At 62.3% G+C, this 19,575-nt stretch carries 16 protein-coding genes and 1 pseudogene; 12 read left to right on the top strand and 5 right to left on the bottom strand.

Annotated elements, in window-relative coordinates:
• Window positions 1-93: 93 nt before the first annotated feature.
• Window positions 94-1,752 (bottom strand): methyl-accepting chemotaxis protein, encoded by a 1,659-nt coding sequence (locus tag BTO02_RS21950; RefSeq protein ID WP_075159358.1) that lies wholly within the window; start codon window positions 1,750-1,752, stop codon window positions 94-96.
• Window positions 1,753-1,932: 180 nt separating this feature from the next.
• Window positions 1,933-2,133 (bottom strand): hypothetical protein, encoded by a 201-nt coding sequence (locus BTO02_RS21945; RefSeq protein WP_075159357.1) that lies wholly within the window; start codon window positions 2,131-2,133, stop codon window positions 1,933-1,935.
• A gap of 305 nt (window positions 2,134-2,438) precedes the next feature.
• On the opposite strand from BTO02_RS21945, the gene BTO02_RS21940 reads away from it, so the two are divergent.
• From BTO02_RS21940 to BTO02_RS21905, 8 genes and pseudogenes are all read left to right on the top strand, one after another.
• A complete protein-coding gene (locus BTO02_RS21940) occupies window positions 2,439-3,374 on the top strand; it encodes an ABC transporter substrate-binding protein (protein WP_075159356.1) in 936 nt (311 codons plus the stop codon).
• 13 nt (window positions 3,375-3,387) lie between these two features.
• Window positions 3,388-5,085, top strand: coding sequence for an amino acid ABC transporter permease/ATP-binding protein (locus tag BTO02_RS21935; protein WP_075159355.1), 1,698 nt, complete (start codon window positions 3,388-3,390; stop codon window positions 5,083-5,085).
• Window positions 5,085-6,323: pseudogene (locus BTO02_RS21930) on the top strand (acetamidase/formamidase family protein); the annotation flags it as partial. The gene BTO02_RS21935 and the pseudogene BTO02_RS21930, both read left to right, overlap by 1 nt.
• Before the next feature lie 332 nt (window positions 6,324-6,655).
• On the top strand, window positions 6,656-9,091 hold the full coding sequence (locus tag BTO02_RS21925; protein ID WP_075159353.1) for an acetamidase/formamidase family protein: 2,436 nt from the start codon (window positions 6,656-6,658) through the stop codon (window positions 9,089-9,091).
• Between the two features lie 186 nt (window positions 9,092-9,277).
• Complete coding sequence (locus tag BTO02_RS21920) at window positions 9,278-9,856, top strand: TetR/AcrR family transcriptional regulator (protein ID WP_075159352.1); 579 nt, start codon at window positions 9,278-9,280, stop codon at window positions 9,854-9,856.
• A gap of 94 nt (window positions 9,857-9,950) precedes the next feature.
• Window positions 9,951-10,832: an NmrA family NAD(P)-binding protein gene (locus BTO02_RS21915; RefSeq protein ID WP_075159351.1), complete on the top strand. Its 882-nt coding sequence runs from the start codon at window positions 9,951-9,953 to the stop codon at window positions 10,830-10,832.
• A 69-nt stretch (window positions 10,833-10,901) separates the two neighbouring features.
• Window positions 10,902-11,786: an SDR family oxidoreductase gene (locus BTO02_RS21910; RefSeq protein WP_075159350.1), complete on the top strand. Its 885-nt coding sequence runs from the start codon at window positions 10,902-10,904 to the stop codon at window positions 11,784-11,786.
• A gap of 290 nt (window positions 11,787-12,076) precedes the next feature.
• Window positions 12,077-12,382, top strand: coding sequence for a DUF4148 domain-containing protein (locus tag BTO02_RS21905; protein ID WP_075159349.1), 306 nt, complete (start codon window positions 12,077-12,079; stop codon window positions 12,380-12,382).
• 53 nt (window positions 12,383-12,435) lie between these two features.
• On the opposite strand, the gene BTO02_RS21900 is transcribed toward BTO02_RS21905, so the two are convergent.
• Together BTO02_RS21900 and BTO02_RS21895 are read right to left on the bottom strand one after the other, a co-directional pair.
• On the bottom strand, window positions 12,436-13,425 hold the full coding sequence (locus BTO02_RS21900) for a 2-keto-3-deoxygluconate permease (protein WP_075159348.1): 990 nt from the start codon (window positions 13,423-13,425) through the stop codon (window positions 12,436-12,438).
• A gap of 285 nt (window positions 13,426-13,710) precedes the next feature.
• The gene (locus BTO02_RS21895; protein ID WP_075159347.1) at window positions 13,711-14,475 is read right to left on the bottom strand and encodes a bestrophin-like domain; all 765 of its coding nucleotides are present in this window, start codon (window positions 14,473-14,475) and stop codon (window positions 13,711-13,713) included.
• A gap of 236 nt (window positions 14,476-14,711) precedes the next feature.
• Here BTO02_RS21895 and BTO02_RS21890 point away from each other — a divergent pair, with 236 nt between their 5' ends.
• Complete coding sequence (locus BTO02_RS21890; RefSeq protein ID WP_075159346.1) at window positions 14,712-16,508, top strand: alkaline phosphatase family protein; 1,797 nt, start codon at window positions 14,712-14,714, stop codon at window positions 16,506-16,508.
• A gap of 79 nt (window positions 16,509-16,587) precedes the next feature.
• On the opposite strand, the gene BTO02_RS21885 is transcribed toward BTO02_RS21890, so the two are convergent.
• A complete protein-coding gene (locus tag BTO02_RS21885; protein WP_075159345.1) occupies window positions 16,588-17,235 on the bottom strand; it encodes a cation transporter in 648 nt (215 codons plus the stop codon).
• Between the two features lie 66 nt (window positions 17,236-17,301).
• Between BTO02_RS21885 and BTO02_RS21880 the strand changes: the two genes are divergently transcribed.
• The 3 genes from BTO02_RS21880 (at window position 17,302) to BTO02_RS21870 (ending at window position 19,572) form a co-directional block, all read left to right on the top strand.
• On the top strand, window positions 17,302-17,703 hold the full coding sequence (locus BTO02_RS21880) for a MerR family transcriptional regulator (protein WP_075159344.1): 402 nt from the start codon (window positions 17,302-17,304) through the stop codon (window positions 17,701-17,703).
• A 71-nt stretch (window positions 17,704-17,774) separates the two neighbouring features.
• Window positions 17,775-18,143: a hypothetical protein gene (locus BTO02_RS21875; RefSeq protein ID WP_075161260.1), complete on the top strand. Its 369-nt coding sequence runs from the start codon at window positions 17,775-17,777 to the stop codon at window positions 18,141-18,143.
• A gap of 124 nt (window positions 18,144-18,267) precedes the next feature.
• On the top strand, window positions 18,268-19,572 hold the full coding sequence (locus BTO02_RS21870) for a TolC family protein (RefSeq protein WP_075159343.1): 1,305 nt from the start codon (window positions 18,268-18,270) through the stop codon (window positions 19,570-19,572).
• Window positions 19,573-19,575 lie beyond the last annotated feature (3 nt).

Here is a 19,575-nt window from a genome sequence, read left to right as displayed (position 1 = left end):
GTTTTATTGTCGTGGCCCGTATGAAGAAGGCGATCGCCTGAATGCATATCAACGATCCGCCGCAGGTGCACCGATAAGCAACGACCGTCGCGCTTAGGCCGCGCCCGCCGAAAGCATCGGGACAGCCGGCGATGCCGCGTTGAAGCTCGAGCGGCCCTCGTTAGAGGCGCCTTGCGCCGCGCTATTGTCGAGCTTGAATACGCCCACTGCGGTCAGCAGGCGCTCGGCTTGATCGAGCAGCGCATCGGCCGCCGCGCCCGATTGCTGGACGAGGGCCACGTTCTGGCGCGTGCCGTTCTCGAGCTGATCGATCATCGCGCGAACTTCGCTGATCTGCTGCGTCTGCTGCCGGCACGCGTCGTTGATCTCGCTCATGATCGTCGTCACGCTGCCTGACGAGGATACGACCTCGCCGATCGTGGAACCTGCCTCGTCGACGAGGCGCGTGCCTTCATTCACGCGTGCGCCGCTGTCCTGAACGAGCGCTTTGACCTCGCGAGCGGCCTCCGCGCTGCGTTGCGCAAGTATGCGCACCTCGCCTGCCACCACCGCGAATCCGCGGCCTTGCGCGCCGGCTCGCGCGGCTTCTACCGCGGCGTTGAGCGCGAGAATATTGGTCTGGAACGCAATCGAGTCGATTACCGAAATGATTTCGCCGATGCGGTTCGACGATGTATTGATGCCGTGCATCGTGTCGACGACACGGCCGACCGCATCGCCGCCTTCACTCGCGGTGACCGACGCGCGCTTCGCGAGCTCATTGGCGTGCACCGCGTTGTCCGCGTTCGACTGCACGCTGGCGTCGAACTTGCCGAGTGCATTGGTTGCCTGTTCGAGCGCCGCCGCCTGGCCGTGCGTGCGCTCGTCGAGATCGCCATTGCCCTGGGCAATCTCGCGGCTCGCGTCCGCGACGCCATGCGCGGCTTGCCGCACCTGCTGCACGATGTCCGCGAGGTTATTGCGCATCCGCGTTACGGTCGCCATCACGCTCGAGGTGTCGCCGGCCCGCACTGGCGCGCGGCGCGACAGGTCGCCCGCCTCGATCGACTCGGCAAACGCGATCATGTCGCGCGGGTCCGCGCCGAGCGACCGCGTGACGTTGCGAACCACGAACCACGCCACGCCGGCACTGAATAGACAGGCGAGCGCCGTGAGCGTTGCCATCAGCAGACGGAACTGCTTGCTGATCTCGCGTGCGCGTTCGCCTTCGTCCTGGCTCAGCGATTCTTCGAAGTCGATCATCGTGTTGATCGCCGCGAGCCAATCGACGAAGGCGGGCCGCGCGTCGGCAAGCAGCAGTTTGCGCGCGCCGTCGGTATCGCCGCTTTTTTGCAGCTCGATGATGCGGCTGATCAGCGGCATTGTCCGTTCGCGTGCGGCATTGATGCGTCCGTAGATTTGCCGTTCTTCGGGTGTGACGTTCGCCCCCTGATCGAAGATCTGCCTGAGCGGTTGCGCGGACTGCTGGTAGTCCGCCTCGAGGCTGTTGATGTGTTCGATGACTTTCGGCAATTCGTCGGCGGGGACCAGTGTCACATCTCGCATGGCGATCGAACGGTCGTGCACGCTGCCGCGAAAGTTGATCGCGAAGCGTTCTTTCACGCCGTTTACATCGATGATGTCGTCGAGCCGCATGCGCACGTTCTCGACCTGATAGATCGCAATCGCGGCGAGCGCGATCACTGCAACGAGAACCGATCCGAAACCCGCGATCAGCCTGCCCCGAACTGTCCACCCCGTCATTGTTTTCATCTACCGCCTCTTGGTGATTTTCTGTCTCTACGTGTTCCGGCGCGAGAGCCGCGGCACGTAGTATGCAAAGTTTTTGAAAATGCTGCTGAGACGGCCGCAGAAACGAGAGGTGGCAGACAACGTCACGAACTTGCGCGGCGCGCGCATCGATCGAAGATCGGCAACGCGCCGCGCGTGGACTCAACCGAAGATCGGCAGTGCGCCGAGCAGCGCAAACCCGATTACCGCACCGGCCACCGCGCCGAGCGCGCGCGCCGGATAGGCGCGCACCTTGAGCAGCGCGGTAAAAGCCGTACCGATTCCGAACATGCCCGTGACGGCAAACACTGCGAACAGCGCGAACAAGCTGACCCAATAAGCGAATGCGAAGGTTCCGACCATGATGCGTCTCCAGAAGGAGTTAGGGGTTACCGTTTTCGTACGGCATGGGTGAACTGTAGAACTCGCCAGGTGCCGCGTGAATGGCATCGCGGATCAGCAAACTGCTCATTCGACTCATCGCGATGGCCGCGTCGTCGCCGGCTTGCCCCCCGGACGGTCCGGCCCCGCTTCTTCGCCTCAATCCAGGTATTTGTGCGCGTCGAGACAAGTCCGCGGAATTTCGGCTGCCTACGCTTGGGCTTGTGCGATGCAATGAGGCGTACATGGTGTGTGCCGTTGACATCTGCCGCTCACGGAGTCTCCCGATGCATACAGAACTTATCGACTACGCGCACGGCCGGCAGCGCTCGGCGGCCGCTCGCGGACGCTGGCGCGAACTTGTCGCCGGCGCGCTCTGTCTGCTGGCGCTACTGATAGTGGGCACTCGCCCCGCAATGGCCGCAGGCACCGCGACCCCCGCGGAGTGCAAGGCGCTGCAGGCGAAGTACCCGCAATTGAAGGGCAAGACGCTGACCAATGCGATCAACCCGCATACGCCGGGCTACGAAGCGCTCGATCCGAACGACCCGAGCAAATATATCGGCTTCGATATCGACCTCGGCGAAGCGATCGGCGATTGTCTCGGCTTCAAAATGGCCTATAAGCCCGTGACGTTCGCCGCGTTGCTGACGACGCTGCAAAGCGGCCAGGCCGACATCGTGATCTCGGACATCTACGCAACCGAGGAACGCGCGAAAGCGGCGGACTTCATTACGTATTCGAAGGTGTTTGACGGCGTGCTCGTCGCGAAGGGTAATCCGAAGAAGATCACCGGCATCAACGCGACGATGTGCGGCACGACGGCCGCGGAAAACACCGGTTACGTCGAAGTGCCGCTGATCAACAACCTCGCGCCGGCCTGCAAGGCGGCGGGCAAGCCCGAAGCGACGGTTCAGCTCTACGACAACAATGCGAACTGTATTCAGGCCATTCTCGCGGGCCGCGCGGACACCTACATCAACGACGTGAACACCGTCGACCAGGCTGTGAAGGCCTATCCGGACAAGCTCGAAAAGGCGACGGCCGTCACGCTGCCCTATTCGGTCGGAATCGGCGTACCGAAGGACAAGCCGGAGTTTCGCGCGGCGGTGATGGCGGCGCTCGTCGCACTGCAGAAGTCGGGCGCGCAGGCGCAACTGCTGAAAAAGTGGTCGCTGCCGTCGGAAAATCTCGAAGCGCCGAAGCTGATCGTATCGAACTGAGCGTGACTGTCTGATGGATCTGTTTCTGCACTATTTGAGCTTGCCGTATCTGCTAAGCGGAATCGGCTTTACGATCGCCGTGACCGTGCTCGGACTCGCCGGCGGATTGCTCGTCGGCCTCGTGCTCGCCGCGATGCAGTTGAGCAAGGTCGGCCCGCTCGCGGTGATCGCACGCGGTTATACGGTGATCTTCCGCGGCACCCCGCTGATCCTGCAACTCGTATTCGCGTACGATGCGCTGCCTCATATCGGACTCAAGCTGAGTGCGTTAGGCGCCGCGGGCCTCGCGCTCGCGGCGAACGAAGGGCCGTTTATCGCGGAGATTCTGCGCGCGGGCGTGCTCGGCGTCGATCGCGGACAACTGCTGGCGGGACAGGCACTCGGTATGACGCCGGCCGTGCTGATGCGCCGCGTGATCTCGCCGCAAGCCATCCGCACGATCGTGCCGGCGCTCGGCAACGAGTCGGTCAGCGCATTGAAGAACTCGTCGCTTGCGTCGGTGATCGCCGTCGACGAACTGACGCTGCGCAGCACGCAGCTCGCATCGTCGACGTTCGATTTCTTTTCGATCTTCTTTGCGTCCGGTTTGATGTATCTGCTGCTGACCGGCGCGATTGCGCTGATTCAGCTATTCGCCGAAGCAGCGCTCGATCTCGATCGCGCTCCGTCGGAACGGTTTGCGCGGCTTCTGCCGTGGCGGCGGCGCGGCGCAAACGCCGACGATGCGGCGGTGCCGCAGGATGCCATGCCCAGCGGCGGAGAAGCAGAGGCGGCAGCGCTGCAATCTGCGGCGTCCGGTTCGGCGCACGCAGCTTCAATGGCCGCTGCGCTGCCTGCGCATGCGCCATCGCGCGCAGCGGCTCCGTCGCTGGCCGAGCGCGCAAAGCGTTACGCGCAACTCGCGCAGCGTCCCGCGGCCGTGCGCGTGACGGGGCTGCATAAACGCTACGGCAAGCAGACCGTGCTCGACCGTTTCGATCTGACCGTGCAAGCGGGCGAGGTGATCGCACTGCTTGGCCCGAGCGGCTCGGGCAAGAGTACGCTGCTTCGTTGCATCAACCATCTCGAGCAATGGGACGCGGGGCAGATTCACGTGGGCGGGCGCAGGCTCGGCTATCGCGAAGACGGCCGGCCGATGCGCGCGCGCGATATCGCCAACGAGCGCGCGAGCGTCGGCGTCGGAATGGTGTTCCAGCAGTTCAACCTGTTCAGCCATTTGAGCGCGCGCGAAAACATCGCCGGTCCATTGCGCTGGGTGCATCGCATGCAACCCGCCGATGCGAACCGCCGCGCAGACGAACTGCTTGAACGCGTCGGCTTGAGCCATCGCGCCGATGCGTTGCCGCGCCACCTGTCGGGCGGCCAGCAGCAGCGAGTCGCGATTGCGCGTGCATTGGCGCCGAGTCCGCGCGTGCTGCTGCTCGACGAGCCGACGTCCGCGCTCGATCCGGAGCTCGTCGGCGAAGTGCTCGACGTGATTCAGCGGCTCGCGCGCGAAGAAGGGCTGACGATGATTATCTCCACCCATCAGTTGCGCTTTGCCGATCAGGTCGCCGATCGCGTCGTCTTCATGAGCGGCGGCAACGTCGTCGAGGAAGGACCGGCGCACGAACTGCTCAGGCATCCACAGCATCCATTGACGGCGAGATTCCTCAACGTGATGGGCGCCGATTCAGGGTTTGAAATGGCCACGAGGTCCGAAACGATATGAAGCATCACACTCTTGCCGTATCGCCGGAAACGGTTCATTGGGGTTACTTCAGCAAGCAGGTCGCGCCGGCGCTGACTGTGCGCTCCGGCGACCGCGTGACGATCGAAACACTGACGCATCACGCGAACGACGACCACGAGCGCATGATTGCCGGCGACCCGGGCGCGGAAAGCGTGTTTCACTGGACGCGCGAACACAAGGCCGTGCCGCGACGCGGCGCGGGCCCGACCGAAGGGCCGTTCAAGCTCGGGTCCGGCGAGGGCGTCGGCGTGCATCTGCTGACAGGGCCGGTCGCCATCGAAGGCGCTCAGGCAGGCGACGTGCTCGAAGTGCGGATTCTCGATGTCCGGCCGCGGCCGAGCTGCAGCGCGTGCTATGCGGGCCGCTGCTTCGGCTCGAATGTCGCGGCGTCGTGGGGCTTTCACTACCGCGATCTGATCGAAGAACCGAAGCCGCGCGAAGTCGTGACGATATTCGAGCTCGACACCGCCGGCGAACCGTATGCGCGGGCGGTTTATAACTACGTATGGACGCCGCAGACGGACCCCGACGGCGTCGTGCATGCGATGATCGATTATCCGGGCGTCAAGGTCGATCACACGCTCGTGCGCAAGCGCGAACATATTCTGCCGAACGTGAAAGTGCCGGCACGCCTGCACTTCGGCACGATGGGACTCGCGCCCGCCGAGTCCGACTTTGTCAGTTCGATTCCGCCGGGCTACACGGGCGGCAATATCGACGACTGGCGCGTCGGCAAGGGCGCGAAGATGTTCTACCCGGTTGCGGTCGACGGCGCGTATTTTTCGGTCGGCGATCCGCATGCGGCGCAGGGCGACAGCGAACTGGGCGGCACGGCGATCGAATGCTCGCTGACCGGCGACTTCGAATTCGTGCTGCACAGAAAAAGCGATCTGGCCGGTACAACGCTGGAAGGACTCACGCATCCGATGCTTGAAACCGACGAATTGTGGTCCGTATACGGCTTCACGTTCGCGAATTACCTCGCGGAACTCGGCCCGAACGCGCAAACCGAAGTCGCCCAGCACGCGAGCCTCGATAAGGCGATGCGCGACGCGTTTCGCAAGCTGCGCCGCTTTCTGATGACCGTGCACCGGCTGAGCGAAGACGAAGCGATTGCGCTGATGTCGGTCGCGGCCGACTTCGGTGTCACGCAAGTGGTCGACGGCAACTGGGGCGTGCACGGGTCGATTCGAAAGAATGTGTTTGCAGCGGGATGACTGGATTTCCGTTTCAACTTCGCTGACGCTCGGCTGACACGGCAGCCGCTGCGCCAGTACGGTGCACGTGCGCGACTCTGGCGCAGGAATGCGCGCGTCGATGCTCGTCGAAAGGGCGTTGTGCACTTCCTGCGCGTCCCGCTTGCTTGCGCAATGTGCACGCGTATGCGCCGCACATTGCCCGCACCGGCTTTTGCGCAGCAATGGCACAAAGGTTGCCTTGTCTAGCCGCGATAACGCGTCCGGTGCTGCGAGGAGACCTACCGAGCCGGTTCCGGGCGATGCCGAGCGCGGCGCTCCCGCGTCGCTTGTCACGATCCCGGAGTCTTACGTTGGAACCGCTGCGCTTCACGACCGAGTCCTACCCGCAAGCCGGGCGGTTGCGCGCATGGCGCGACGCGCTCGACGGTATCGGTCTGCGCAGCAGCGCTACCGGCACGCCGCAAGCGGCTCGTGCGCTGCACGGCATCATTGAATCGCGGACATCGATCGGAGGCTTCGCGCTCAGCGTGCTGACATCGGTTGCGCAAACGCTCGAATTGAAGTCATCGGCGTCCGACAGCCTGCAGATCGTGCTTGCCGTCGACGGCGACGCGACGCTTGTCGTTGATGGCCGGCGCGAACCGGTCGCGGTACATGACATCGTTTATCTTCCGCCGCGCGAGCCGGCGTCGCTCGTGTTTGCGACGGACTTTCGCGTGTTCGTCGTGCGCGTCCCGCGCGCGGCAGTCGGCGCGCGCCTTTTCGCTTCGTCATCGATAAGGGCCGGCAAGATTGCCGCCGATGCGGGTATCGGACATGTGTTTTCGGGATTTCTCGCGTCGATTGCGGAGAGCGTCGATACGCTGTCGGTAAGCGAATTGCGGCCCCTCGAACTCGCCCTTGCGGAGTTTCTCGTTGCGTGCCTCGCCGGACGTCAGCGGGAAGCGAGCATCAATGGCCTGACCGCCTCGCAAGCGGCGATCTTCGCGCGCGTATGCCGCACGATCGATGAACGCCTGGGCGATCCAACGATCAGCCTGGCCGCGATTGCGCAGGAGCAGCGTGTCTCGTCGCGTTATCTGCAGAAACTGTTCGAGACGGTTAACCAGAACTTTTCCGCTTATTTGCGGCAGCGACGGCTCGAACGCTGCCGTGCGGAACTTGTCGACCCGCTCTACGAAAAGATGTCGATCTCGGACATCTGCTTTCGTTGGGGTTTCAACGATCCTGCGCATTTCAGCCGCGCGTTTCGCGAACAGTATCAGATGTCGCCGCGTGCATTCCGGCACGGAGCCGGTCTCGAACTCGCGCGTCATCTCGTTCGGCGCATGTCGCGCGGTGTGCCGCTCAATGCCGAGTCGCTGCTCGCGCATGTGCAGCCGGTCGCTCTTGCTCACGGTACGGCATCTTTGACAGTAACGCCAGGAGAAGTCGACGATGGCTCCGATACGATGGTCGCCCAGGCGCCGGCGAAGGCGCGCGCCGTCGCGAACAGCAAGGGCGGCAGCCACCGGTTGCCGAGGCCGCGCCACCATCTGTTGCGCGCGACTGCCAATACCGTGCACTGGGGCTACTTTTCGCATGATCTGAAGGCGGTGCTCGAGGTCGACAGCGGCGACACCGTGACAATCGAAACGCTCACGCAGCATGCATCCGACGACTGGGCGCGCATGATAGCCGGTGACCCCGGTGCCGAAAGCGTGTTTCATTGGACGGCGGAGCGCAAGAACGTGAACCGGCGCGGTGCCGGACCGATCGATGCGTCGATCTATGGACGTGGCGCAGGCGAAGGGTTCGGCGTGCATATCTGCACCGGGCCGGTCGCCGTGCGCGGCGCGGAGCCCGGCGACGTGCTCGAAGTGAAGATTCTCGATGTGCATCCGCGTCGCTGCGCCAACCCGCATTTCGCGGGCCGGGCATTCGGCAGCAATGCCGCGGCATGGTGGGGCTTTCACTATCGGGAATTGCTGACGGAGCCCAAGCCGCGCGAAGTCATCACGATCTATGAACTCGATGCCGACCTGCCGGAGCACGGTTCGTCGTTTGCACGCGCCGTTTACAACTACCGGTGGACGCCGCAGCGCGATCCGTTCGGCGTCGTGCATCCGACCATCGATTATCCGGGCGTACCCGTCGATCACTCGACGGTTGTCGAAAATCACGACGTACTGAAGAACGTGCGAATTCCGGTCCGTCCGCACTTTGGACTGATCGCGGTCGCACCGCAGCAGGACGGGTTGATCGATTCGATCCCGCCGTCCGCATTCGGCGGCAATCTCGACAACTGGCGCGTCGCGCGGGGCGCCAGCGTTTATCTGACCGTGGGCGTCGCAGGGGCGCTGCTGTCGGTCGGCGATCCGCATGCATCGCAAGGAGATTCGGAGCTGTGCGGTACCGCGATCGAGTGCTCGTTGACTGGCGATTTCCAGTTGATCCTGCACAAGAAGGCGACGCTTGCTGGAAAGCCGTTTGCCGATCTGACGTATCCGTTGGTCGAAACAGCTGATGATTGGGTATTGCATGGATTCAGTCATCCGAACTACCTGACCGAGTTCGGCTCTCATGCGCAAAGTAAAGTCTATGAGAAGTCGACGCTCGATCAGGCTATGCGCGATGCCTTCATCAAGACGCGGCGTTTCCTGATGACCACCAAGGGGCTCAGCGAAGATGAAGCGATTTCGCTGATGTCGGTGGCAGTGGACTTCGGTGTGACGCAAGTGGTGGATGGTAATTGGGGCGTGCACGCGATCATTCGCAAGGCTTTATTCACCGACGCGAGCGAGTAGCTCGCTCGCCGCCTACAGCACGCGTGCTTCGAGCGTCGCTGCTCCGGGCGCACACATATACGCGACATTTCTCTCGATCCGTCCTTGCGCGGGAAACGAACAACATTATTTCGCCAAACTCCTTGATGTCGTTTTAGATGTCAGTTATCTTCTATCTCAACGGATAGACATGGAGCGTGGCGAGCGATGAAAAAGTCGAAGACGGAAACGGCCGAAACGCGTCGACGTATCGTCGACGTGGCGGCGCGCCAGTTCCGGCTCAATGGCATCCACGCGACAGGGCTCAATGACTTGATGGCCGAAGCGGGGCTTACGCGCGGCGGCTTCTATCGGCATTTCGAATCGAAGGATCAACTGGTTGCCGAAGCATGCGCAAAGAGCTTCGAGTCGATGATCGCCTCGCTGGAAAACGCTGCAAGCGGAAGCGACGGCGAAGGCACGGATAGTTTTCAGGCCATCGTCGATCGCTACGTGTCGACCGATCATCGCGACAATCGCGTGGCCCGATGCCCGCTTGCTGCGATGGGCAGCGAATTGGCTCGGGCCGACGAAGGCACACGCACGGCGGCGTCGGAAGGTTTGAACGATCTCGTCGAGATGGTGACGAGGTGCCTCGGCCGCTCGCAACCGGACGCAACGCAATCCCGTGCCGTATTTGCCGTCGCAGCCATGGTTGGGGCGGTCACGATGTCGCGGATCATTGTCGACCCGGATGCCTCGGCGCGCGTGCTGCAGTCCGTCAAGGAACGCCTCGACTCGCTCTGATTGCCGGCGCTGAACATGTCATGGCCGGTGTCTGTCCACTTTTGCGTGTGCGTATGCACATGCTAATGAAAATCTGAAATGGAGTAACGACATCATGAAACAACGCAAATTGCTGGTTACCGGTGCGACCGGCAAAACTGGCGCGCATACGGTGCGCAATCTGATCAGCGACGGCCACGCGGTTCGGGCGCTTGTTCATAGCGACGACGCGCGCAGCAAGGCGCTTCGGGCACTCGGCGCGGAGATCGTCGTGGGCGATCTCGTCGATCACGACGCCGTGATCCGCGCGACCGAAGGCGTATCCGGTGCATACCTGTGTTATCCCCTGCGACCGGATCTTATCCAGGTAACCGCCTATTTCGCGGACGCGGCCCTTCGCGCCGGGCTCGATGTCGTCGTGAACATGTCGCAGATTTCGGCTCGCGAAGATGCAAAGAGCCATGCGGCACGCAATCACTGGATTGCCGAGCGCGTGCTCGATTGGTCAGGCGTGCCGACTGTGCACATTCGCCCGACCTTCTTTTCAGAGTGGCTGCGATTCCCGTGGGTGCGCGACCGGATGCTGCAGCAGGGAAAAATCACGCTCCCCTATGGCAGTGGAAGTCACGCGCCAATTTCCGGTGAAGATCAGGGGCGTGTCATTGCCGCCTTACTGGCGAATCCAGTCGCGCACATAGGCAAGATTTATCCGCTGTACGGTGCTCGGGAACTCGACCAGCGGGAGATCGCCGAGGTCGTCGGCAAATTTCTCGATCGGAAGATTGTGTATAGCCCCAGCAGTATTGATCAGTATCGCGAAGATCTGGCAGCGTCCGGTGTGCCCGAGTTCATGATCCAGCACTTTGTTGAAATTGCGATCGACTACCAGAACGGCATTTTCTCCGGCACGAACGATGTCATCGAAAGAATCACCGGGGCGGCGCCGCAGCCGCTCGAAGCGTTCCTCGCGGCAAATCGCGATGCATTCGATATGTAGCCGCTTCGGCATCGACGCCTGCCGAAAATACGTATTCCTTTAACTGTGCTACCTGAAAGGCTGTCCACCATGTCAAAGACCATACTTATCACGGGTGCAAGCAGCGGCTTCGGACGTGATACGGCGGAGACGCTCTCGAAAGTGGGGCACCGTGTATTCGCCTCGATGCGCGACTCCACGGGCCGTAACCGCCCGCATGCGGACGCGCTGCGCGCGAACGGGATCGAAGTCGTCGAACTCGATGTAACCGACGACGAGTCGGTCGAGCAGGCCATCGCTTCGGTCATCGCAAAAACAGATCGGCTCGACGTGCTCATCAATAACGCGGGCCTCGGTTCGGCGGGAATTTCCGAATCGTTCACGGCGGACCAGGTGCGCGCGCTTTTCGACGTCAACGTGATCGGCGTGCAACGAACGTTGCGCGCCGCATTGCCGGTCTTCCGGCGCCAGGGCGGGGGGCTAGTGGTGAATATCGGTTCGTTCCTCGGCCGCGTGACGCTTCCGTTTTTCGGTCCGTACGGTGCTTCGAAATTCGCTTTGGAAGCATTGACCGATAGTTACCGCTATGAGCTCTCGCAACTGGGCATCGACGTGGTCCTAGTTCAACCGAGCACCTATCCGACGAATATGTTCGCGAACGCGCAGAAGCCGGGCGATGCGGGACGGAGTGCCGGCTATGGGGAAATCGGCGCGATTCCTGGAAAGATGGTCGAGCGCTTGATGGATCAGTTCGCGGGCGAGAATGCACCGAACCCTCACGACGTGGCTGAAGCGATTAGCCGGGTCGTCGATCAACCGAATGGATCGCGCGCATCGCGCGTGATTGTCGGCGAATCGTTCGGCGCCGATGTCATCAACGCGCAAGCAGCACAGGTGCAGGTTCATCTGCTCGAAGGCCTTGGCCTCGGAATGCTCGATACATCGCGAACAGCCCCTGTCGATGCGGGCGCGTGAAGAAGTGCCGTTCCTTTATGCTTTCATGTCGAACGAGACTGCGATCGCGCGCTATCGCGCGCGGTTTAGTCGCGCGTGCCGCTATCGCCATCGTCGAACTACGATTCGAAGTACTTGCCTTCGACTCTCAGAGGATGAGTCGCCGCCGATGTCGTTCAGGGCGCAGCCCGCATAAACAAACCTTCATCCGATTGATCGCGCCCTGAGAGCGCGCGCGACGTAATGTCGGACAACGGTCATCGAAAGTTGATCGATGGCTGTTCGACTACATGAGATGGAGGAAGACAACCATGAAAGCAGCGTTTCTGCATGCGGTGCCGCTCGCCTTGATGCTGGCAAGTTCGTTTGCCCTCGCATCGCAACACCTTACCCGGAAGGAGTGCGACAGTTATCCGTTCAAGCCGGCGCACGGCGCGCCGTCGCGGGCAGACGTCTCGCGCGAACTAAGAGAGCTGGAATCGTTCGGCTACCGGCCCGCGTTCGACAACTACTCGCCCGATATCGGCGACGCGCGGAACCGGTTGAACGCCGAATACGCTAAAGACTGCGCGCCTGCTGCGAATGCCGCCGCTCGGAACGCGGCGACAAGCGGCTAGGCGCGCGTTCTTTCACCAGGCCGCGGGCTCAGACCTGAAGGACGTCCAGGGCCTCACGCAGCGTCCGCCGGCTTGGCGAGCGGCGACGCTGCTCTGACGTTGTCTTCGTCTTTGCGCCGTCCTTTGAAACGCTTCGCGTATAGCGCCGTCAACAACGGCGTCAGCAGCGACGTCACAATCGTCGATGCCGCGATTTGCGGCGTCGCAACGGCGATCAACGACGCGAGATGCGGATCGACGGCCGCGATTGCTGTCGGCGTTGCGACCGCGTTGCCTGCGGTTGTCGACACAGCCGCCCCGGCGACGCCGGTGCCGCCCGCCAGTCGCGACGCGATGATATTCACGATGCTGCCGAATACCAGCGTCACGAGTCCGAGCAGAATGCCCGACACGCCCGCTCCGAGAATCGCGTGCAGATTGATCTGCGCGCCGAGGCCGAACGCGAAGAATGGAATCAGCAAATCGCCGCCTGACTTGAGGAACGATCGCATGTTGCGGTCGAGATTGCCGAGCAACATGCCGATCAGGATCGGCAGGATCGTCGCAAGTAGCTCGATGAACGGAATCTTCGCAAGGCCCGATACGCCGAGCGCGACCATTGTGATAAACGGCCCTTCGAGAATAGACAGCACGGCGAGCGCACCGCGATCGACCTCGTCGCCGAACTGCTTGGTCAGCGCCGCATAAAGGCCCATGTTCGCATTGGTCATGGCCGCAATAATTGCCATGCCGGATAGCCCGAATATCGGCTTGCCCTTGAAGATATAGCTGACGAGCAGACCGATTGCGACACCGCTCACGAGTTTCGAAATCGTAATGGCGGCACCGTTCTTTAGCGCGCGTGGCGCGGTCTTCAACTGGATCTCGGCGCCCATGCAGACAAAGAACACAGCAAGAATCGGCAACGCGCCGTGTGCGAGCGACGTCGAAAAACTGCCGATCGAAAGTACGTGCGGGAAATAGGTGTTGAGCAGGCTACCCCACAGCAGCGGGATAACCATCATGCCACCGGGGAATCGCTCGATGGCTTCCTTGATCTTCATGTCGAATTGTCTCCGTCGAACCGCGAGGCTCTACGGACGAGCTCGCCGCGTTACTGTCATTGCCCGCACATGGTGAGTGCGCAATTGATGCAGCGCAAATTGGTCGGGCCACATTGTGCTTGTCGGCCTGATGATTCTGGGCCATGCGCTCGGGTCTGGCGCGCGAGGCATGACAATGGCTGCACTGTCGTATCCGACGCGAATCCGCGGAGTCGGTACCGGTTCGGGGCAAGGCATGGTGCGCGTTGGCAGCATTACGGGCTTCTATTTTTCCCGATGCTCGCATTACTTCGTCAGCGACTGCAACAACCTCGTCAGATCGAGAGGTTGAACGCGAATGAGCCCTGCGCGCGGGCTGTCGATGTCCGCGATAAGGGCGAGCGACAGCGCAACGGTTATGGGCAGAATGGTCACGAGCAAGCCTCTGCGCAGCTTGCCCCGTGTGCCATAGCCCTGTACGGCGCAACCAAGCACCGCGATGACGATCATGAGAAACCACGCACCGAGCGGTATGTGATTGATGCGTGCGGCTTCGGTGTAATCCTGCGAATTCAGCACATCGTTCATCCCCGCAACGACGAGCGCGCCGATCGGCGTCGGCTGCTCCTGCGCGACCTCTGTGGCAAGGCGCCACAACTGAGCCTGGAGTTCGATTGTGTCGCGGCGGATGCGTTCGAGTTCCTGTTTGTCCCGCGTCCGGAAATTGGCCAGCCTTAGCTCGGTATAGCGCACGAGCCCCGCCTTCATCTTTGCGCTTACCGCTGCATTGGCAAGATCCGCGCGCGCGAATTCGGTTCCGATCGCGTTGGCTTCGCTCTCCTCCAGATTCTTGCGCTGATCGTATCGGCCAACCGCCATGGAGAGACTGAAGCCGACGAGCAGGGCCAGCAACGTAAGCGTAGCGGCCTGCACGATATTGAAGTCTTCGCGGTCCTCTTCCGGGAGCGGGGCAACGCGCCGTAGTACATAAGCGCCAAACGCGACAGCCGCGACAAAAAGAACGAGCAGGGCGGCAAACAGGAAAGCCGGATGAGCGACGAACGCTGCCATGCAATGTCTCCATTACGGCGGCCGTCATGTCGAGCCCTGATGGCCGGCAGATGCGCATGTACAAGCTCAGAACCGGACTCGGATGCAGATCGATGGGCCGGCTGTTCCAGCATTGTAATAAAAAGAAGACGTGTCGAGCCTTGGGAAAAATTCGCGATGTTCCATAGGGTTCGTCCTCATGCGTGCATCGTCGCGCACTGCACTAATCTTCATCGGCTGATACGACGAGGTGAATAATGTCCACGACTCGGAGAAAGACGCCTGAGCAGACCGATCTGCTCATGGGGCCAGTGCTCGGCTTGCGGGCTGCGACGGCCGATGCACCGACAGTCTGGCGCGTCACGGTGATGATCGTGATTCCCGCGGACGCCGTGCCGCCGAAGCTCACCGTCAACGGCAAGACCGATGCGACCGCGCCGCGCGCGCTGCGCAAAACGGCCGATGCGCAGGTGTTCCGCTATGCGATCCCGGTCAGGCAATTGGCTCAGGACCAGGTCGTCGTGTATTCGCTCGGCGGCACACCAACGTGGCGTTTTTGCGTGCCCGCGGTCGGACATGCGCCGCGCTTCGCTTATGTATCGTGCAACGGATTTTCGTCAGCGAACGCGATCAAGGATCTGCAACACGAAGCGCAGAACACGTGGTCGGATCTGATCACGAATCACGATGGCGCGCTGCTCAAGAACCTTGAGCGCGAATGGGACGAGCATCAGGCATGGGTCAATTCCGAATTGTTCGACAATGGCAGTCCGTTGCGCTTCCATGCGATGTTGATGGGCGGCGATCAGATCTACATGGATTCCATCTGGGACGACATCGAAGCGCTCAAGAACTGGAGCGTTCTGCCGATCGCGGAACAGTCGGGTTTTGCGGTGGACGCGAAACTGGCAGAGGATATCGAACGCTACTATTTCGAGCTGTACATCAACCGGTGGCGTTATGCGCGCGGTAAGGCGCCATGGCCTGCGAATGCGTACGACGGCACCCTCGATGCCGCATGCGCGCTCGCGACGATTCCCACGCTCGTCATGTGGGACGATCACGATATTTTCGACGGCTGGGGTTCATACAGTGCGGAGCTGCAGGCGAGCCCCGTGTTTCGCGCCATGTTCGCGGCGGCACGGCGAAACTTTTGGGTATATCAGCTACAGATGCCCGAAGAACTTCTGCCGCCGATGACGCTTCCCGATCAGCCGACGCGACTTCCGCGCCTGAGTCCGATCGACTGGAACAAGGTCGCAAAGAAAGACGTGTACGCTCCGGCATTTTTGCCGCAGCAGCCCGGATTTTCGCATGCGGCGGTGTTCGGGCCGCTCGCCGTACTCGTCCCCGATCTGCGCACGGAACGTTCGCAGTTGCAGGTGATCGGCGGCGTGACGTGGGACGCGATGACGCAATGGCTCACCACCGTACCCGACACGGTCGAGCATCTGCTGTTCATCAGCAGCGTGCCGGTTGCGCATCCGAAGATCCGCCTTGCCGAAGCGATCTTGAGTTTCGGTATGCCGCGCGAGAGTGTCACAAAAGGTTTGTCCGACGACGTCCACGATCATTGGTCCAACGACGATCACGAAGGCCAGCGCAAGCGACTCGTGCGAAACCTGACCGCCTTTGCGGACGGCCCGCGCAAGCGGCGCGTGACCATCGTGTCCGGTGACGTGCACGTCGCTGCCTGGGGCGTGATCGAAGCGAACGATGCGGCCTCGAACAACGCGCGCAGGCTCAATCAGCTCACGAGTTCGGCGGTCGTCCATCCGGCCCCGTCGGGCATTGCCGAATTCTTTTTCCTCTCCTATATGGAGCATAAAGCGCAAGCCGGCGAAGTGATCGATTCCGAACATCGGCTGCAGATGATGGAGCTGCCGGGCGCGGGCGCGCGTCTCGTTGCGCACCGAAACTGGCTCGCGATCGAACTCGACGAATCGACGAAACGCCTGTGGGCGACCTGGCGGCTGGAGCAGGAGAAGGGGTTTTCGAGCCACATGCTTGCGGTGCATCCGGCGCGCTCCGGTGCGCAGGACGGGGACGCCTGACAACTATCCGGTCTGTTGGCCATGCAGTCGAACTGCGCAGCGTCGCGTGCTGGCACGCTCATGCAACGCTCGATGCAAATCAATGTCTGGCGGGAGCACTGCGCTCCGAAACGTCGCCGCGAAGCTCGTTCCCGGATTGGCGAAGGATATGCACGGCGGAAGTCAGTGCGAGCAAGGACATGGTCGCAGCGACGGCGAGATCCGGCCACACGCTTGCGGTGCCGAAGACCCCGAGCGCAGCGAGCAGGACCGCGATGTTTCCCAGTACATCGTTGCGTGTGCAGAGCCAGACGCTGCGCATGTTGCTGTCGCCGTCTCTGAACCGGAACAGCAGGGCCGCCACCGCGCCGTTGGCCAGCAATGCGAACGCGCCGACAACGCCCATTGTCGGCGCACTCGGCACGCGGCCGGTGTAGAGATGCCAGGCCGCGAGACCCAGCACCCAGACGCCAAATCCCAGCATCGATATCGCCTTGAGACGCGATGCGTATGCACGGATGGCCAGACCCGAGCCGAGCACGAACAGGCTGATGCCGTAGTTTGCAGCGTCGCCGAGGAAGTCGAGCGAATCCGCGAGCAGCGATGCCGAACCGCTGCGCAAGCCCGTCAGCACTTCGACGGCGAACATGGCGAGGTTGATGCTCAGCGCGACCCAGAGCAGTCTGCGATAGACCGGCTGACGTTGGCCGGATTGATCGTCGCAATGGTGGCAGCACTGTCCGGGCATGACTGGCATTCCGCAATTTCTCAGGAACGGGTATCGTGAACCCTGTAGCCACTACAGGGTCAAGCGATGACTGACACCTACTCGATCGGCAGCCTGAGCCAGCTCGCCGGCGTCAATGTCGAGACAATCCGCTACTACGAGAAAGTCGATCTGCTGCCCGCTGCCAGCCGCGCGAGCAACGGATACCGGCAATACGACGGGAAGTCGCTCGAGCGGCTGTCGTTCATCCGCCGCGGCCGGGAACTCGGTTTTACGATCGATGAGATTCGCGATCTGCTCACGTTGGCACATCACCCCGAGCGTCCTTGCGCCGATGCCGACCGTATGACGCGCGCTCATATTGCCGATATCGAAGGGAAGATCCGCGACCTTCAGCGTATGCGGCGCGCGCTCAGGCAGGTAGCCCATTGTGCCGGCCCGACGGCGGAGCACTGCAAGCTTCTCCACGCGCTTGCCCGCACTGATTGACGCGAGGCACCGCGAGCGCGCTGCGCAAGTTTTGCGAACCCGCTAGAATGTCGCGTCATTCGATTGTCGCCATGAAATTCATTCGAACCCTCTTCGTGTTCTTGCTGTGTGCGATGCTGCCCCTCAGTGGGCTGGCAGCGAGCGGCCTGACCGGGGATTGTCCGCTGCAGCAGTCCGCCGTGGCGGCGGACGCGAGCGGCATGGCCGATGTCATGTCCGGTTGCGACTCGATGCAGCCGTCGCCGGGCGGCAAGGCGTCGAAGGCTGGGTTCTGCAAGATGACCGCGCAATGCGGATTCGGCAGTTGCTACTATTCCGGCTCCAATGCGAGCGTCGTTCGCCACGCGGCACCGGCTTCGAGCCGCATCGTTTTCCACTACTCGCAATCGCTTTCCATCCGTGCGCCGGATGGTCTCTGGCGACCTCCGCGTTCCGTCTGACTCCGATCCTCTGGTACACCGCGCGTGCGCGGTGACGTTTCGTCCTCGCTGAGGACCTGAGCCTTTACGCCCGCGCTCTCACGTTCGCTCGAGCGCGGCGTAGGCTCGACCATTCGGGGTTCACATGTCTTTCCCATCTTCGCCGCCGCGCGGCCGGCGCGTCGCGTTGCGCCTTGTCGCGCTCGCGGCATTCGTCATGTTCGCCGCCCGTACCGCTTACGCGCAGGGCGCCGGCATGACGCTCGACGAGGCACTTGAGGTGGCGCAGGCGCGCTCCTCGTCGATCGAGGCCGCACAAGCCGCCGTGCGCGGCGATTCGGCCGTCGTCGTCAAGGCAGGGCAGTTGCCGAATCCGACGTTGAAACTGAGCGTCGAAGATCTGCCGATCAATGGCCCACAGGCCTTCACGATCGGCCAGGACGATTTCACGATGCGCGGCATCGGCATCGAGCAGGAATGGGTCTCGCCGGCGAAGCGCCGCCTGCGCACCGCGCTTGCCAATCGCACTGTCGATCAGGACCGGACGACTTATCTGGAGAAGCTCGCCGAAGTCCGGCAGCAGACAGCGATGGCATGGCTCAACGCCGTCTTCGCAAAGAAGGCCGTTACGCTGAACAAGGCGCTCGTCGATCATCTGAACGACGAACTCGCGGTCCGGCAGGCGTCGTACCGCGGCGCGCAAGGCAGCGCGACAGATATTGCCCAGGCGCGCGTGATGCTCGGCAATGCGCGCGATGCGCTGATCGATGCGCAGCAGGATGAGAAGGCCGCGCTGATCGATCTGTCGCGCTGGACCGCGGCCGGCAACGTACTCGAAGTCGCCGACCAGACGCCGTCGCTCGATTCCCCGGTACCGGGCATGAGCGCCGAGCAGATCGCACAGGTGCAGCCCGCGCTGATCGCGGCGCGCTCGGCCATCTCGGTAGCCGATGCGGCGACCGACGTCGCGCGTAGCGACCGAAGTCCCAACTGGACGTGGGGGCTGACCTATTTCAAACGCGGCGGGAATTTCTCCGACTACGTGTCGTTCGGCGTGTCGATTCCATTGCCGATCAACCGCAAGAATCTCGAGGATCGCGACGTCGAGCAGAAATCCGAAATGGGTACCCAGGCGCGGCTCAATTACGAAGACGCCGAGCGGCAGGTGATGGCCGGTATTCAGACGCTCTCGACAAAGCTCGCGAGCGGCCGCGACCGCCTCGCCAATCTGCAGCAGACCGTATTGCCCGCCGCCGATCAGAAAGTGCAGTTGGCCAACGCGGCCTACCGGGCCGGAACCGGCTCGCTTGCCGACGCGTTCGAAGCGCGGCACCTGCAGCTCGAAACGGAGCTGCAGGTGCTCAATCTCGAGCGACAGGTGTCGCTCGTCTGGGCCGGGCTTGAGTATCAGGTCCTGCCTTCCGAACTGATCGCGACCGCTGGCCAATGAGGA

This window comes from Paraburkholderia sp. SOS3 (genome assembly GCF_001922345.1).
GTDB lineage: Bacteria > Pseudomonadota > Gammaproteobacteria > Burkholderiales > Burkholderiaceae > Paraburkholderia.
The sequence above is the reverse complement of the archived record's forward strand: the minus strand, read 5'-3'. Positions and strand labels throughout refer to the sequence as shown.